11 protein-coding genes are annotated in these 15752 nt (G+C 73.3%); 10 read left to right on the top strand and 1 reads right to left on the bottom strand.

Annotation, left to right across the window (positions count from 1 at the left end):
- The 10 genes from ACIRGB_RS31730 to ACIRGB_RS31685 all read left to right on the top strand — a co-directional run.
- On the top strand, window positions 1-3592 hold a 3592-nt coding region (locus ACIRGB_RS31730), incomplete at its 5' end, for a HAMP domain-containing protein (protein ID WP_403872224.1).
- Window positions 3589-6054, top strand: coding sequence for a SpoIIE family protein phosphatase (locus tag ACIRGB_RS31725; protein ID WP_403872222.1), 2466 nt, complete (start codon window positions 3589-3591; stop codon window positions 6052-6054). The genes ACIRGB_RS31730 and ACIRGB_RS31725, both read left to right, overlap by 4 nt.
- Window positions 6055-6173: 119 nt before the next feature.
- Window positions 6174-6566: an STAS domain-containing protein gene (locus ACIRGB_RS31720; protein ID WP_403872220.1), complete on the top strand. Its 393-nt coding sequence runs from the start codon at window positions 6174-6176 to the stop codon at window positions 6564-6566.
- A 159-nt stretch (window positions 6567-6725) separates the two neighbouring features.
- On the top strand, window positions 6726-7625 hold the full coding sequence (locus tag ACIRGB_RS31715) for an STAS domain-containing protein (RefSeq protein ID WP_403872218.1): 900 nt from the start codon (window positions 6726-6728) through the stop codon (window positions 7623-7625).
- Window positions 7622-8053 (top strand): STAS domain-containing protein, encoded by a 432-nt coding sequence (locus ACIRGB_RS31710; RefSeq protein WP_403872216.1) that lies wholly within the window; start codon window positions 7622-7624, stop codon window positions 8051-8053. Before ACIRGB_RS31715 ends, ACIRGB_RS31710 begins: the two co-directional genes overlap by 4 nt.
- Window positions 8053-8493: an anti-sigma regulatory factor gene (locus ACIRGB_RS31705; protein ID WP_403872214.1), complete on the top strand. Its 441-nt coding sequence runs from the start codon at window positions 8053-8055 to the stop codon at window positions 8491-8493. The genes ACIRGB_RS31710 and ACIRGB_RS31705 overlap by 1 nt, the downstream gene beginning before the upstream one ends.
- Window positions 8493-9548, top strand: coding sequence for an ATP-binding SpoIIE family protein phosphatase (locus tag ACIRGB_RS31700; RefSeq protein ID WP_403872212.1), 1056 nt, complete (start codon window positions 8493-8495; stop codon window positions 9546-9548). The genes ACIRGB_RS31705 and ACIRGB_RS31700 overlap by 1 nt, the downstream gene beginning before the upstream one ends.
- Window positions 9545-11284, top strand: coding sequence for a PP2C family protein-serine/threonine phosphatase (locus ACIRGB_RS31695; protein WP_403872210.1), 1740 nt, complete (start codon window positions 9545-9547; stop codon window positions 11282-11284). Before ACIRGB_RS31700 ends, ACIRGB_RS31695 begins: the two co-directional genes overlap by 4 nt.
- A 232-nt stretch (window positions 11285-11516) precedes the next feature.
- Window positions 11517-12893: an NAD(P)/FAD-dependent oxidoreductase gene (locus tag ACIRGB_RS31690; protein ID WP_403872208.1), complete on the top strand. Its 1377-nt coding sequence runs from the start codon at window positions 11517-11519 to the stop codon at window positions 12891-12893.
- Between the two features lie 143 nt (window positions 12894-13036).
- Complete coding sequence (locus ACIRGB_RS31685; RefSeq protein ID WP_403872206.1) at window positions 13037-15283, top strand: FUSC family protein; 2247 nt, start codon at window positions 13037-13039, stop codon at window positions 15281-15283.
- Window positions 15284-15305: 22 nt separating this feature from the next.
- Here ACIRGB_RS31685 and ACIRGB_RS31680 read toward each other — a convergent pair whose 3' ends face one another.
- Window positions 15306-15740: a hypothetical protein gene (locus tag ACIRGB_RS31680; protein WP_358740245.1), complete on the bottom strand. Its 435-nt coding sequence runs from the start codon at window positions 15738-15740 to the stop codon at window positions 15306-15308.
- Window positions 15741-15752 lie beyond the last annotated feature (12 nt).

Raw genomic sequence — 15752 nt, 5'->3', positions numbered from 1 at the left:
CGAGATCCTGGAACTGAAGAACACCATCAACACGATGGTCGACCAGCTCTCCGCCTTCGCCGACGAGGTCACCCGGGTGGCCCGCGAGGTCGGCACCGACGGCCGGCTCGGCGGACAGGCCGACGTCCAGGGCGTCCGGGGCACCTGGCGCGATCTCACCGACTCGGTGAACTTCATGGCGGGGAACCTGACCAACCAGGTCCGCAACGTCGCCCAGGTGGCCACCGCGGTGGCCAAGGGCGACCTCTCCCAGAAGATCACCGTGGACGCCCGCGGCGAGATCCTGGAACTGAAGAACACCATCAACACGATGGTCGACCAGCTCTCCGCCTTCGCCGACGAGGTCACCCGGGTGGCCCGCGAGGTCGGCACGGCCGGGAACCTGGGCGGGCAGGCCCGGGTGCGCGGGGTGTCGGGCACCTGGAAGGACCTCACCGACAACGTCAACGTGATGGCGTCGAACCTGACCGGCCAGGTGCGCTCCATCGCCCAGGTGGCCACCGCGGTGGCCCGCGGCGACCTGTCGCAGCGGATCACCGTGGACGCCGAGGGCGAGGTCGCGGCGCTGGCCGACGTGATCAACACCATGGTCGACACGCTGTCGGCGTTCGCCGACGAGGTCACCCGCGTCGCCCGCGAGGTCGGCACCGACGGGCGCCTGGGCGGCCAGGCGCACGTGCCGAACGTCGCCGGCACCTGGAAGGACCTCACCGACAACGTCAACTCGATGGCCAACAACCTCACCAACCAGGTGCGCAACATCGCCCTGGTGACGACCGCGGTGGCCCGGGGCGACCTGTCGAAGAAGATCGACGTCGACGCGCGCGGCGAGATCCTCGAACTCAAGACGACGATCAACACGATGGTCGACCAGCTGTCCGCCTTCGCCGACGAGGTCACCCGGGTGGCCCGCGAGGTCGGCACCGAGGGCCGGCTCGGCGGCCAGGCCGAGGTGGAGGGCGTCTCCGGCACCTGGAAGCGCCTCACGGAGAACGTCAACGAACTGGCCGGCAACCTCACCCGCCAGGTCCGCGCCATCGCCGAGGTCACCTCCGCCGTCGCCGAGGGCGACCTGACCCGTTCGGTCAACGTGGAGGCGTCCGGCGAGGTCGCCGAGCTCAAGGACAACATCAACGCCATGGTGGAGTCCCTGCGCGCGACCACGCGGGCCAACCAGGAGCAGGACTGGCTCAAGACCAACCTCGCCCGCATCTCCGGTCTGATGCAGGGGCACCGGGACCTGCCCGTCGTCGCCGAGCTGATCATGGACGAGCTGGTGCCGCTGGTGTCGGCCCAGTACGGCGCCTTCTACCTGGCCGAGGACGGTGCCGACGGTCCCGAGCTGCGGCTCGTCGGCTCCTACGGCTACCCGGAGGACACGAACAGACCCACCCGCATCGCCTTCGGCCGCACCCTGGTCGGCCAGGCCGCGCGCAGCCGGCGCACCATCATGGTGAACGAGCTGCCGCCGGGCTACCTGACCATCTCCTCCGGGCTCGGCGAGGTGGCGCCGGCCGCGCTGGTGCTGCTGCCCATCGTGGTCGAGGGACAGGTCCTCGGCGTCATCGAACTCGCCTCGGTCGCCCCGTTCAGCCAGATCAACCAGGACTTCCTGGAGATGCTGATCGAGACCATCGGCGTGAACGTCAACACCATCGTGGCCAACGCCCGTACCGACGAGCTGCTCGCCGAGTCCCAGCGCCTGACCGCCGAGCTCCAGGCCCGTTCCGCCGAACTCCAGTCGCAGCAGGAGGAGTTGCAGCACTCCAACGCCGAGCTGGAGGACAAGGCGTCCCTGCTCGCGGCGCAGAACCGGGACATCGAGGCGAAGAACCTCCAGATCGAGCAGGCCCGGCAGGAGCTGGAGGCGCGCGCCCAGCAGCTGTCGCTGGCCTCGAAGTACAAGTCGGAGTTCCTGGCCAACATGAGCCACGAGCTGCGCACCCCGCTCAACAGCCTGCTCATCCTGGCCCAGCTGCTGGCCCAGAACCCCTCGCGCAACCTCACCCCGAAGCAGGTCGAGTACGCGGGCATCATCCACTCGGCCGGCTCGGACCTGCTGCAACTGATCAATGACATCCTGGACCTGTCGAAGGTCGAGGCGGGGAAGATGGACGTGTCCCCCGAGCGCGTGACGCTGCGCCAGCTCATCGAGTACGTCGAGGCCACCTTCCGGCCCATGACGAGCCAGAAGGGCCTGGAGTTCACGGTCACCACGGCCGCCGGGGCGCCGGCGGACCTGCTGACCGACGACTCCCGGCTGCGGCAGGTGCTGCGCAACCTGCTGTCCAACGCGGTGAAGTTCACCGAGCGGGGCGGCGTGGAGCTGGCCGTCGAACCGGCACCGGACGACGAGGTGCCCGCGGGCGTCGTCCGGGGCGGGGCGGTGGTGGCCTTCCGGGTGAAGGACACGGGCATCGGCATCCCCGAGCAGAACCTGGAGTCGATCTTCGGCGCCTTCCAGCAGGCGGACGGCACGACGAGCCGCAAGTACGGCGGCACCGGGCTCGGTCTGTCCATCACCCGGGAGATCGCGCAGCTGCTGGGCGGCGCCGTCACGGTGGACAGCACGCCCGACCGGGGCAGCACCTTCACGCTCTACCTGCCGGTGACCCGGCCCGACTTCGAGGATCTGCTCTCCCGCGGTCCGGAGCACATCCGGGCCGAAATGGCCGCCGACGTCCTCGACCGTCCGGCGCCGGTGGCCGAGCTGACCGGCGGCCACCGGCAGCGGCCGCGGCGGCTGCTGGTCGTGGAGGAGCGTCCGCGCGGTCTGCTGACCCTCGTCGCGGAGAGCGTGGTCGCCGATCTGACGCACGGGCGGGACGACGCGGGAGACCGGCCCCCGCTCGACGTCATCACGGCCGTGGGGGCCGAGGAGGCCGCCGGCGCGCTGGCGGCCGAGCCGTGCCACTGCGTCGTACTGGAGCTGGGGATGCCCGACGGCGAGGCGCCCCGCTTCCTGCGCGCGCTGCGCGGCGACTCGGCGCTGGCGAGCGTGCCGGTGCTCGTGCACAGCGGGCAGCGCGCGGACGCCGCCGTGGAGGAGGACCTGCGCTCGCGCTCGGCCGACGGGACCCTGGAGTTCCTGGCCGGCCTCGACGAGCTGCGCGAGCGCATCGCCCTGCACCTGGCCGCGGAGGAACCCGGGGACGTGCTGCCCCTGGTGCGGCCGGAGGAGCCACCGCGTCCCGACCCGCGGGCCGCCCAGGACCCGTCCGCCGGGCGCACCGTCCTCGTGGTCGACGACGACGCGCGCAACCTGTTCGCGCTCAGCGGGATCCTGGAGCTGCACGGTTTCCGGGTGCTGCACGCGGAGAACGGCCGCCGGGGTATCGAGACCCTCGTGGACCACCCGGAGGTGGCGCTGGTCCTGATGGACGTGATGATGCCGGAGATGGACGGCTACACGGCGACGGCGGAGATCCGCCGGATGCCGCAGTACGCCGAGCTGCCGATCATCGCGGTCACGGCGAAGGCGATGCCCGGCGACCGGGAGAAGAGCCTCGCCTCGGGCGCCAGCGACTACGTCACCAAGCCCGTCGACACCCAGGACCTCATCGCGTGCGTCCGGCGGTGGCTGCCCGTATGAGCGTGTCCGAGCAGTCCGGCGAGCCGGGCGGCGTCGTCCGGCGGGAGGGGTCCGGCCCGGCCGGCATGACGCCGCTGTCGCCCGTGGGCAGGCTGGCGGCCACGGTGGACCGGCTCAGCCGCGAGGTGCGGGCCGCCCAGGCGGAGGCCGAGGGGCGGGCGCTGATCGAGCTGGCCAAGGGCATCCTGGTCGCGCGGCTCGGCTGCGGTCCGGCCGAGGCCGCCCGGCAGCTCGCCGAACTGGCCGAGCAGTCCCAGGTGACACCGCTGGAGTTCGCGGTCGAGGTCATCAACCAGTCCGCCCGGGACCGCATGTCGGAGGTGACCGACGCGTTCCTCGCGGCCACCGCGGCCGTGCGCACCGCCGAGTCCGGGAACGACAGCACGGACGGCGAGGGCACCGCGGGAGCGGCGGCCGGGGCGGCGGTGGCCGGGTCCGCCGCCGTACGCCTGCGGGCCGCCGAGAGCGGCGCGCTGGCCGCGGACGACACCCAGGCCGTCGCCGACGCGCTGCTGGAGCAGGCGCTGCGCCCGCTGGGCGCGGTGGCGGTGGCCATCTGGGCGGCCGGGTACGACGGGTCGCTCACCCTGGTGGGCAGCGCCGGGTTCCCCCCGGCCGAGGCGGACCGCTGGCGGTACGTGCCGCCGGACGTGGCGACGGTGGCGCGGCGCGGGCTGACCGAGCGTGCCGGGCAGTGGATCACGTCCCTGGCGGACACGGGGCTGCCCAGCGTGGGCCGGCACCAGTACCCCGACGGCGGCAGGGTCGCCGTACCCGCCGGGACCGGGGGACGCGTCCACGGCGTGCTGGAGATCGCCTGGCCGATGCCGCTGGCCCCGCAGCCGCCCCAGGTGGTCCGTCAGGTGGAGGCCCTGGCGGAGCTGTGCGCGCACACCCTGGAGTCGTACACGCCGCCGCGCGAGGCCGGACAGGAGCCGCGGGTCGTCCCGGACGCGGTGGAGCTGATGGACCTGGCCGACGGGCTGCACGACCCCGCCCTGGTGCTGGTGCCGCACCTGGACGCGGCGGGGCAGCTGGCGGACTTCCGCATCCAGCACGTGAACAAGCGCTTCATGGACCCGGCCGGGCGGCCGCGGGCCGTCGTGGGCGGTGCGCTGCTCCTGGAGGCCTATCCGATGGCCGCCGGGGACAGCGAGCTGTTCCGGAACGTGGAGCGGGTGTACGCCACGGGCGAGCCGTTCCGGGCCCGGCGCATGAACCTGACCGCTCTGGTGGACCAGGTGCCACTGTCGTCGGTGGCGGACATCAGCGTCAGCCGGCACGGCAACGCCGTACTGCTCATCTGGCGCATCGAGGACGAGACGGCCCGGCTGGCCAGCCTCCTCCAGCACGCCCAGCGGATCGGCCGCGTCGGCGGTTTCGAGGAGAACCTGCTGACCGGCGAGATCACCTGGAACGGGCAGCTGTTCGACCTGTACGGGCGCCCGCAGACGAGCACGCCGGTGCCGCTGGAGGAGCTGGCCGCCCACGCCCACCCGGACGACGCCGTCGCCATCGGGCGGTTCCTGCGCACCCTGCTGCACCACCGGCGGCCCGCGTCGGCGGCGTTCCGGCTGCGGCGGCCCGACGGGGTGACCCGGCACGTGCGGGTGGTGGCCGAGCCGGTCCTGGACACCGACGACCGGCTGCTCCTCGTACGGGGCGCCTGCCAGGACATCTCGGCCCAGCACTGGACGGAGGTGGCGCTCGCCGCGACCCGAGACCAGCTGGCGCACACCGAGCAGCAGGCCGTCGAGCGCGCCCGGCTGACCCTGCAGTTGCAGCACGCCATCATGCCGCCCGCCCAGACCCCGCTGCGGGTGCCGGACCTCCAGGTGGCCGTCCGGTACCGGCCCGCGGAGACGGAACAGCTGGTGGGCGGCGACTGGTACGACGCCGTGCGGCTGCCCAGCGGTCTCGTGCTGCTGTGCGTGGGGGACGTCGCCGGGCACGGGATAGAGGCGGCGACCAGCATGGTGGTGCTGCGCAACGCGCTGCGCGGTCTCGCGGTGACCGGGGCCGGTCCGGGACAGCTGCTGTCCTGGCTCAACATCGTGGCGCACCACCTGACGGGCGGGGTCACCGCCACGGCGGTGTGCGGCCTGTACGACCCGTCCCGGCGCACGCTGCGCTGGGCCAGGGCGGGCCATCTGCCGCCGGTGCTGGTCCGGGGCCCGGGGGCGGAGCCGCTGCCGCTGGTGCGGGGCATGCTGCTGGGGGCCGTGGCGGAGGCCTCGTACGAGGAGGCCGAGGCGCAGCTGGCCGCCGGGGACACCCTGCTGATGTACACCGACGGTCTGATCGAACGCCGTGACCGCCCGGTGGAGGAGGCGCTGACCCAGCTGCTGAGCACCGTGCGCCCGACGCCCAACACCCTGGACCAGCATCTGGACCGGCTGCTCACGTACAGCAGGTCGGACACGGACGACGACACGTGTCTGGTGGGCATCCGGGTGGGGTGACGCACGGCACCCCCGTTCGGGCCCCGAACGGGGGGTGTGGAGACGGATTTCGGGGGTATTCGCCCGGCGCGGTGGACCACACGAAGGTCCGCCGCGCCGCCGCGTTGTTGGAGGTACACGTGCCCATAGCCCACAACCCGCTGTCCGTCGAGGTGACGCTGGAGCGGGAGGAGGTCGCGCTGCTGAAGGTGGAGGGCTACCTGGACGTCGACACGGCGACCGAGTTCCAGCACCATCTGGCCAACCAGCTCCACCACGGCCGACGGCACTTCCTGCTGGACCTGTCGGCGGTCCCGTTCATGGACTCGTCCGGCATGAACATCATTTTGCGGGTCTACCAGGAGGTGCGCGAGCTGCCGGGCAGCGTGCACATCATCTCGCCGCCCCCCGCGGTGCGGCGCGTCCTGGACCTGACCGGGGTGAGCATCACGGTGCCGGTCTCGGAGAGCGTCGAGGAGGCGCTCTCCCGCATCGACGCCCAGCCGGAGGGCCCGCGGGTGCCCGACGCCTGAGCCGCCGCGTGCGCGTGTCCCCTCCGGACCGGTAGTGCGGAAGCGGGTGCCGTGCCAGGTCGGCGGGTGGTTAGAGTGGTCGACCGGCTGGGTCACGTCGCGGTACGTCACCCCGAGCGGGGGTGACGTACGGCGCTACGCGGATGAGGAGTGGGACAGGTGCCGGAGCACGCGGAGGAAACGGCGGCAGGGCCGACGCGCGAGGTGAGGGACTTGCTGCGGCGCTGCCGTGAGCAGATCGCCCAGCGATGGGCGGACGAGCCCCTGTTCCGGGCCGTGTTCACCGTCTCGCGCGACGAGGCGGTGGAGGCGGGCAAGGCCGTCGTGGACGCGCTGGCGCAGGTCGCGGACGCGGGTCGGGTCGAGGACCCGGACGCCGCCGGGTTCACGACGGTGCGCGAGCAGCTGGCGCGGATGGGCGCGGCCCGCTCGCGCTCCGGGCTGAGCACCGCGCAGGTGTCGAGCGAACTGGCCGCGCTGCGCCCGCCCGTCGAGAACCTGCTGGTGGCCGACCTGCCCGAGGACGCCCCGGCCGAGCACGTCCGGGACTGTGTCGGCACGCTGAGCGTGCTGATGGGCACCCTGCGAGTCGTGGTGATGCAGACGGCGCTCAGCGAGGGGCAGGCGCTCATCGACCGCCAGCGCCTCCAGCTGCTCGAAGTGGCCACGCCGGTCATCAAACTGTGGGACGGCATCGTGGCCGTGCCGCTGATCGGCACACTGGACAGCGAGCGCAGCCAGGTGGTGATGGAGACTCTGCTGGAGTCCATCGTCGAGCAGCAGGCGCGTTACGCGATCCTGGACATCACCGGTGTGCCGACCGTCGACTCGCTGGTGGCCCAGCACCTGATGAAGACGGTCGCGGCGGCCCGGCTCATGGGCGCCGAGTGCATCGTCTCCGGCATCCGGCCCGCGATCGCGCAGACCATGGTCCACCTCGGTCTCGACCTGGGCACGGTGGTCACCCGGGCCAGCCTCGCCGACGCGCTCGGATACGTGCTGCACCAGCTCGGGGTGGGCATCGTGACGCCCGGCACGAACGGCGCGGTCGCGCGGTGAGCCAGGCATGGTCCGGGCCCCACGGGGCTCCGGTGACGGGGCATGTTCCGGTCCTGCGGCTCGGTGAGATCCTGCTGGTCACCCTTCAGGGGGATCTGCACGACAGCTCGGCGCAGCAGCTCCAGGAGGATCTCGCCGAGACCATCGTGCGCAGCGGCGCCACCGGCGTGGTCATCGACGTCTCCGGGGTGGAGATCGTCGACTCCTTCCTCGGCCGCATCCTTGCCGAGATCGCGGGGCAGACCGGTCTGCTGGCCGCGCGGACCGTGCTGGTCGGCATGCGGCCGGCGGTCGCCATCACGCTGGTGGAGCTGGGCCTGACGCTGCCGGGTGTGCACACCGCGCTCAGTACCGAGGTGGCCATGGAGCTCCTTCGGCAGCAGGCTCCGTCGTCCCGCTTCGGCGGCCTGCGCCAGGAGAGTCAGTGATGCACACCGCAGCGGGCTCCCAGGCCCGCCTGCCGATCCGTTCGGACATGGATCTGGTGTGGGTGCGGCAGCATGTGCGGCAGGCGGCCGCCCAGCTCGGCTTCGGCCTGGTGGACCAGACGAAGCTGGTCACGGCGGCCAGTGAGCTGGCCCGCAACACCCTCGTGTACGGGGGCGGCGGCACCATGGGGACGGAGTCGCTGGTGGAGGGGACCACGCACGGACTGCGGCTGACCTTCAGCGACGAGGGGCCCGGCATCCCGGACGTGGAACAGGCGCTCAGCGACGGTTTCACCTCCGGCGGCGGGCTCGGCATGGGGCTGGGCGGCGCGCGGCGCCTGGTGCACGAGTTCGCGATCGAGAGCGCCCCGGGCTCCGGGACGACCGTGCGGGTGACGTCCTGGGTGGGCCGCCCGCCACGCCCGCGAGGGGAGTCCTGATGCCCCGCGTGTGGGACGTCCCGGTGCACGACTCGACCCGGGTGCGCGACGCCCGGGTGGCCGCCGAGCACGCGGCCGCCCTGGCCGGTCTCGACGAGCCGCGGACCTCGACGGCGGCGCTGGTGGCGACCGAGCTGGCCACCAACCTGCTCAAGCACGCCGGGGGCGGCCTGGTGATCGTCGATGTGGTCGCCCCGCCCGTCCTCGCGGCCGACGGGCAGGCGAGGCCGCGCGTACAGATCACCACGGTCGACCACGGGCCCGGCATCGCCGACGTGTCCGAGGCGCTGCGCGACGGCTTCACCACCACCGGGTCCCTCGGTGCGGGCCTGGGCACCTGTGCGCGCCTCGCCGACGACTTCGACCTGCACAGTGTCCCCGGCCGGGGCACCGTGGTGGTCGCCCGGGTCGGCACATCCGGGCCCCCCGACGCCGGTCCGGCGGGCCGGGTGCGGGCCGGCGCGGTGAACGTCCCGTTCGGCGGTGCGGAGTACTCGGGTGACGCCTGGGCCTGGGTCCGGGACGGTGACCTGGTCACGCTGATGCTGGCCGACGGTCTGGGCCACGGTCCCGAGGCCGCCCGTGCCTCCGACGCCGCCGTGGAGGCGCTGCGGGCTGCGGCCCACCTGCCGCCGGCCGAGGCGGTGCGGCGGCTCGACCGGGCGCTGTCCGGCACCCGCGGCGCCGCCGTCGCGGTGGCCCAGGTCGACACGCGGGCCGCGGTGCTCCGCTTCACCGGCGTCGGCAACATCGGGGCGCGGCTGTGCGAGGGCGGCACCTGGCGGCACCTGGTGTCGCGGCCCGGCATCGTCGGCACCCACCGGCCCACCACGCTGCGCCAGGAGGAGGCGCCCTGGGCCGACGACCGGGTGCTGGTCCTGCACAGCGACGGGCTGCCCAGCCGGTGGTCGCCGACGTCCGACACCTGCCGCACGGCGACCGACCCGGCGGTGACCGCCGCCGTCACGATCCGTGACGCCAGCAGCCCGGCCCGGCCCGTGCGGGACGACACCGCCGTCGCCGTACTGGCCCCGACCCCGCCGGACACCCCATGACCCGAACCTGGCAGATCACCGACCTCACCGACGCGGCGCGGGCGCGCATCGCCACCGCGCGCCTGGCGGCGGCCTTCGGCGTGCCGCCCGTGGAGCGTGCGCGGCTGACGGCCTCGCTCGGCGCGCAGCTGCGGCTGTGCCTGGCCAAGGGCGGCACCTGGCGGCTCACCCTGGAGACGGGGACGGACTCCCGCACCGCGCCGGGGGCCGGGCAGAGCGTGCTGCACGCCGTGGTGACGCCGTCGCCCGAGGCCGCCGCCGCCGGGCAGCCGCCGTGGCGGGTCACGGTGCCGTGCCCCGAGGCCGACGCGGACGTGGACGCCGTCGCCGACGCCGTGGCGGACGACCCGGCACTGCTGGCGGAGGCCCTGCTGGGCGCCGACGAGGACACGGCGCTGGTGCTGGAGCGCCTGAGCGAGCAGGAGGGCCTGGTGGAGTTCCACCGGGAGGAGCTCCAGCAGACGAACCAGGGCGTGGTGGCGCTGCACGCCGAACTGGACGCCGCCGGACGGGCCCAGCGCGAGGCGTTCGCCGCCGAACGCAAGGCGCGTACGGAGGCGGAGAACGCCCGGCGCAGGCTGACGTTCCTGGCGGACGCGAGCGCGGTGCTGACGGCGTCGCTCGACCACCACGAGATCGTGCGCCGGCTGCCGGAGCTGCTGGTGCCCGAGTACGCGGCGAGCGTCGACATCTGGCTGTTCGACCAGGACGGCGACCGGCCGGGACCCGCCCACGCGGCCGCCGCGGTAGTCGCCGCCCGCACCGGGCGCCCGCAGTACGCGGCCGCGCAACCGGGCGGGCTGCCCGGCGTCGACGACCAGCCGCCCTCGGCGCTGGCCCCGGATCGGCCGCTGCTGTGCATCCCGCTGCCGACGCGGCAGGCGCCCCTGGGGGTGGTGACCCTGTCCCCGCCCGGGGAGCGCTGGGACGCGGACGACGCCGTGATGCTGGTCGAGCTGACCCGGCGGGCCAGCATCGCGATCGACCACGCCCAGCGCTACCAGCACAACCGCGACATCGCCGAGACCCTCCAGCGGGCGCTGCTGACGGAGTTGCCGGCCCCGCCCGGGCTCTCCCTGGCCGCGCGCTATCTGCCGGCCACCCACGGGCTGAACATCGGCGGCGACTGGTACGACGCGTTCCGGCAGCCCGACGGCGGTGTCATCGCCGTGGTCGGGGACGTCACCGGGCACGGGCTGCGGGCGGCGGTGATGATGAGTCAGCTGCGCACCGCCCTGCGCGCGTACGCGGTCGACGGCGGCAGCCCCGGGCAGCTGCTGACCCGGCTGCACATCTTCCTGCACCACCTCCAGCCCGACCTGTTCGCGACCGCGGTCATCGCGCGCTTCCACCCCGACGACCCGACGGTGACGTGGGCGGCCGCCGGTCATCCGCCGCCGGTGCTGCGTACCCCGGACGGGCGGGTGCGCACCCTGGACGCCAAACCCGGTGCGATGCTCGGCATCCCGCTGCGGCAGGAGATCGCGGACCACACGGTGGCCGTGGCGCCCGGTTCGACGCTCGCGCTGTACACGGACGGTCTGGTGGAGCGCCGCGCCCTCGGCATAGACCCGGGTATCGCGCGGCTGGCGGACGTGCTCGGCTCGTTCGGCCCGGCGGAGCTGGAGACGGACCTGGAGGGGTCGGCCGACGCGATCCTGCGTCCGATGCTCAGCGACTCCGAACGGGACGACGACGTGTGTCTGCTGCTGTGTCACCTGCGCCGCAGGGGCTGATCCACCGCGCGGTACGGACCGGTCCCGGGGGCAAAAGTGCCACGTGGTCCGCTCCCGTCCGGTGCGCTCCCGGTCCGGGCGGGGCATGGTGGTGATCAGGACGTGTCGCCTGCCTGCCGCACCCGGCTGGCCGAAGCGGTCCGGGCGCGGTCGCATGGACGAGGTGCGAAGCGGCGATCCTCGGGCAGGCGAATGGCGTCCGCGGCAGACCGCCCCGGAGCCGCAGAAAGGGATGAACACCGTGACACGACCCAGGATCCTGGTGGTCGGCGCAGGCTTCGCCGGCGTGGAGTGCGTCCGTCGTCTGGAACGCAGGCTCTCGCCGGACGAGGCCGAGATCACCTTGGTGACACCGTTCTCCTACCAGCTCTACCTGCCGTTGCTGCCGCACGTCGCCTCCGGGGTGCTCACCCCCCAGTCGATCGCGCTCTCGCTGCGCCGCAGCAGCAAGTACCGGACCCGGATCATCCCGGGCGGCGCCATCGGGGTGGACCTCAAGGCGAAGGTCTGTGTGGTGCGCACCATCACCGACCGGATCGTCGACGAGCCCTACGACTACATCGTGCTGGCGCCGGGCAGCATCACCCGGACCTTCGACATCCCGGGGCTCACCGACAACGCGTTCGGCATGAAGACGCTGGCGGAGGCCGCGTACATCCGCGACCACGTCATCTCCCAGCTGGACCTCGCCGACGCCAGCCAGGACCCGGTGGAGCGCGCCTCCCGGCTGCAGTTCGTGGTGGTGGGCGGCGGCTACGCCGGCACCGAGACCGCGGCGTGTCTGCAACGGCTGACGCACGCGGCCGTCAAGCGCTACACCCGGCTGGACCCGGCCCTGATCAAGTGGCATCTGATCGACATCGCGCCGAAGCTGATGCCGGAGCTGGGCGAGAAGCTCGGCCGCGACGCGCAGGAGATCCTGACGCGGCGCGGCATCGAGATCTCGCTGGGTGTCTCCATCGCCAAGGCCGCGCCGGAGGAGGTCACCTTCACGGACGGCCGGGTGGTGCCCACCCGCACGCTGATCTGGACGGCGGGCGTGGTCGCCAGCCCGCTGATGGCCACGCTCGGCGCGGAGACGGTCAAGGGCCGGCTCGCGGTCACCGCGGAGATGTGCCTGCCGGACCACGACGGGGTGTTCGCGCTCGGCGACTCCGCGGCCGTGCCCGACCTCGCCAAGGGGCAGGAGGGCGCCGTCTGCCCGCCCACCGCCCAGCACGCGATGCGGCAGGGCCGGCACGTCGCCGAGAACCTCATCGCCACCCTGCGCAACCAGCCGATGCGGCCCTACGTCCACAAGGACCTGGGGCTCGTAGTCGACCTGGGCGGCACCGACGCCGTCTCCAAGCCGCTCGGGGTGGAACTGACCGGCCTGCCCGCGCAGGCGGTGGCCCGCGGCTACCACTGGTCGGCGCTGCGCACGGGCGTGGCCAAGGCCCGGGTGGCGGCGAACTGGGCGCTGAACGCGGTCGCCGGCGACGATTTCGTCCGCACCGGTTTCCAGGCCCGCAAGCCGGCCAAGCTGAAGGACTTCGAGTACACCGACGCCTATCTGACGCCGGAGCAGGTGCGGGAGCGGGTCGCGGACGCCGACCGCGCGAAGTCCTGACCCCCGGCCGCCCGGGCCGCCCCCGCGGCCCGCGGCGGACCGGGGCATGACATGCTGAGAAGTGGATCTCGGCGTGAACCGGCCGGGAGATGGCTGGAACCGGCTGTGAGTGCCGGATGTGAATCGGGAGAGTGTACGGCGGCGTGAAGGCAGCGGGACGCTCGGCGCGGACACGGCTGCGGGACCGCGTCGCCGCGTCCGACCCGGGGCTGTTGCGGCTGACGGCGGGCTTGCGGACGGTGGGCGCCATCGCGCTGACACTGGGCGTGCTCGCCGTGTTCGGCGTGGACGTCAAGCATCTGGTGGCCGGCGCCATGGTGGCGATGGTCGCGACGTTCGCCATCCGGGAGAAGGAGCCGGGCCCGCAGGCCGTCACGCTGGCGCTGGGGCTGCCCGTCGCCCTGGCGTCGGTCTCGCTGAGCACGCTGCTCACCTCGCGGGTCGTCCTCGGTGACGCCTTCTTCGTCGTCCTGATCTTCTGCGCGGTCTTCGTCCGCCGGTTCGGCGACCGGGGCACGGCCCTCGGGCTGATCGGCTTCCAGGTCTACTTCGTGTCGCTGTTCGTCGGTGCGAAGGTCTCCGGGCTGCCGGGGCTGTGGGCCGCCATCGCCGTGGCGTTCGCGTCCAGCGCGGTGGTGCGCTTCGGAGTGGTCCCGGCGACGCCCGCGCGCATCCTGGGTCTGCTGCGGCAAGCCTTCCGCGCCCGGCTGGCCCAGCTGATCGCGACGCAGCTCGATCTGCTGGACGCCGGTCCCGACGGCATCGACAAGACGCTGGAGCGCCTGCGGGACGGCACCGCGCGTCTGCACGAGACCGCCCTGATGATCCAGTCCCGGCTGGAGGAGGGCACGCCCGACCCGTCCACGGCGCGCCTGGTGCAGCGGCGCATCGCGGACGCCGAGATCGCCGCCGAGCGCCTCGGTCTGCTGCTGCTGACCGCGCGCAGCGCCGAACGGGCGGACACCCTCACGCTGCACCTGCCGGGCGCGCCGGCCCCCGCGGTGGGCCACTCCCCCGCGCCCGGCGAGGCCACGGAGACCTTGCGCCGCGATCTGACGGCGCTGCGCACCCTGGTGCTGCGGCCGCCCGCGGAGGCGCGCGGCACGGCGCTGTCCCACGTGCGCAACCGGCTGCTCGGCTACCGCGACGAGGAGAACCTGCCCGAGGCCACCGCGGCCGTCCAGGACGTGTTCCGCGGCATCGGTGAGACGGCGCGCGCGGTCATGGGCCTCAGGATCGCGCTGGACGGGCCGCAGGACGAGTCCGACGACTCACCGGCCACCGCCCGTTCCCGGGAGGAGCTGGACGCCGAGGACGCGGCCATCGACGCCGGTGAGGAGACGGCCGAGGAGGAGGAGCAGACCGGGCTGCGGCGGCCCACCACGCGCGCCGCGGTGCAGGTGGCCGTGGGGTCCTCGCTGGCGATCGTCGGCGGGGAGTTCCTGTCCTCGCAGCGCTGGTACTGGGCGGTGCTCACCTGCTGGATCGTCTTCATCAACACCGCCTCCACCGGCGAGATCCTGGTCAAGGGCTACCGCCGGCTGCTCGGCACGGTGCTGGGCGTGGTGGCGGGCATCGTGCTGGCCGGGCTGGTGGGCAACCACACCTGGACGGCGTTCGGGCTGGTGCTGGTGCTGATCTTCGCGATGTTCTACACCGCGCCGCTGTCCTACACGCTGATGTCGTTCTTCGTCACCGCGATGCTCGGACTGCTGTACACGCTGCTGCACACCTACAGCCTGTCGGTGCTGGTGCTGCGCATCGAGGAGACGGCGCTCGGCGCGGCCTGCGGGATCGTGGCGGCGGCGCTGGTGCTGCCGATACGCACGGACCGGCGGACGAACGAACTGCTCGGCACGGTGCTGGAGCGGCTCACCGATGTGACGGAGGGCGCCGTCGACCAGCTCAGCGGCGGGCCGGAGGCCGACCTGCTGGACACCGCGCGGGAGCTGGACCAGGCGCTGGGCGACCTGCGGGCCGCCACCCAGCCGCTGACCCATCCGATCACACCGCTGCGGGCCCGGCGGGACACCGCCCAGTACGTGGTGGCGCTGCTGGAGACCTGCGCGTATCACGCGCGCTCGCTGGCGGCGACGGCCGAGCTGCTGCCCACCCATCCGTCGATCGCGGCCGACCCGCGGCTGCGCGGCGCGGTGCGGCGCACGGTGCGCAACATCGAGGCGATTGCCGCCCATGTCACCGACGGGGACGCCGTGGCACAGGTGGAGACCGGCCCGAGCATCGCCTCGCTGCTGGAGCCGGACGCCGCCGGAGTGCCGCGCTACGGCCGCATCACGGGCCGGGTGCTGCGGCACCTGGAGCGGCTGGACGAGGCGGTGGTCGGCCTCGCCCGGCCGCTGGGTGTGGCCGTCAGGGCGCCGCAGCGCTGACGGGCCGCCTGGCCGCCGGGGGTCAGAAGTCGCTGGGCAGACCGCTCGCCTCGGCGATGCCGCGCAGTTCCTCGTTCTGCTGGTGGCGTTCCTTGAGGTAGTCGGCGATCTCGCCGAGGCGCTCGGGGTCGGAGGCGGTGGCCGCGTCGGTGACGACCCGGACCGGTCCGGTCTCGTCGGTGTCGATCTCGACGACCTCGTTGTCGAGACGTCCGGTGACGGCGGTGGCGATGACGAGTGCGGCCTCGTCCCTGATCTCCTGGGGCAGCGCCTCGGCGTTGTCCCCGTCCAGGGAGAAGTCGATGGTCGGCATCTGCTGCTCGTCGATCGCCTGGAGGACCGGTTCCACCACGCTGAGCAGCATCTGGTAGTCGTCGTTCGGCATGCGGACGCGCAGGAGGTCGAGGTAGACGTCCACGGGACGTCCGTCCGGCGGAGGAATCTCGTGTTCGTTCATTCGCCCCGTGTT

Source organism: Streptomyces sp. NPDC102490 (genome assembly GCF_044765285.1).
Lineage (GTDB): Bacteria > Actinomycetota > Actinomycetes > Streptomycetales > Streptomycetaceae > Streptomyces.
Note: the sequence above shows the minus strand (reverse complement) of the source record. Positions and strands in the feature narration are given on the sequence as shown.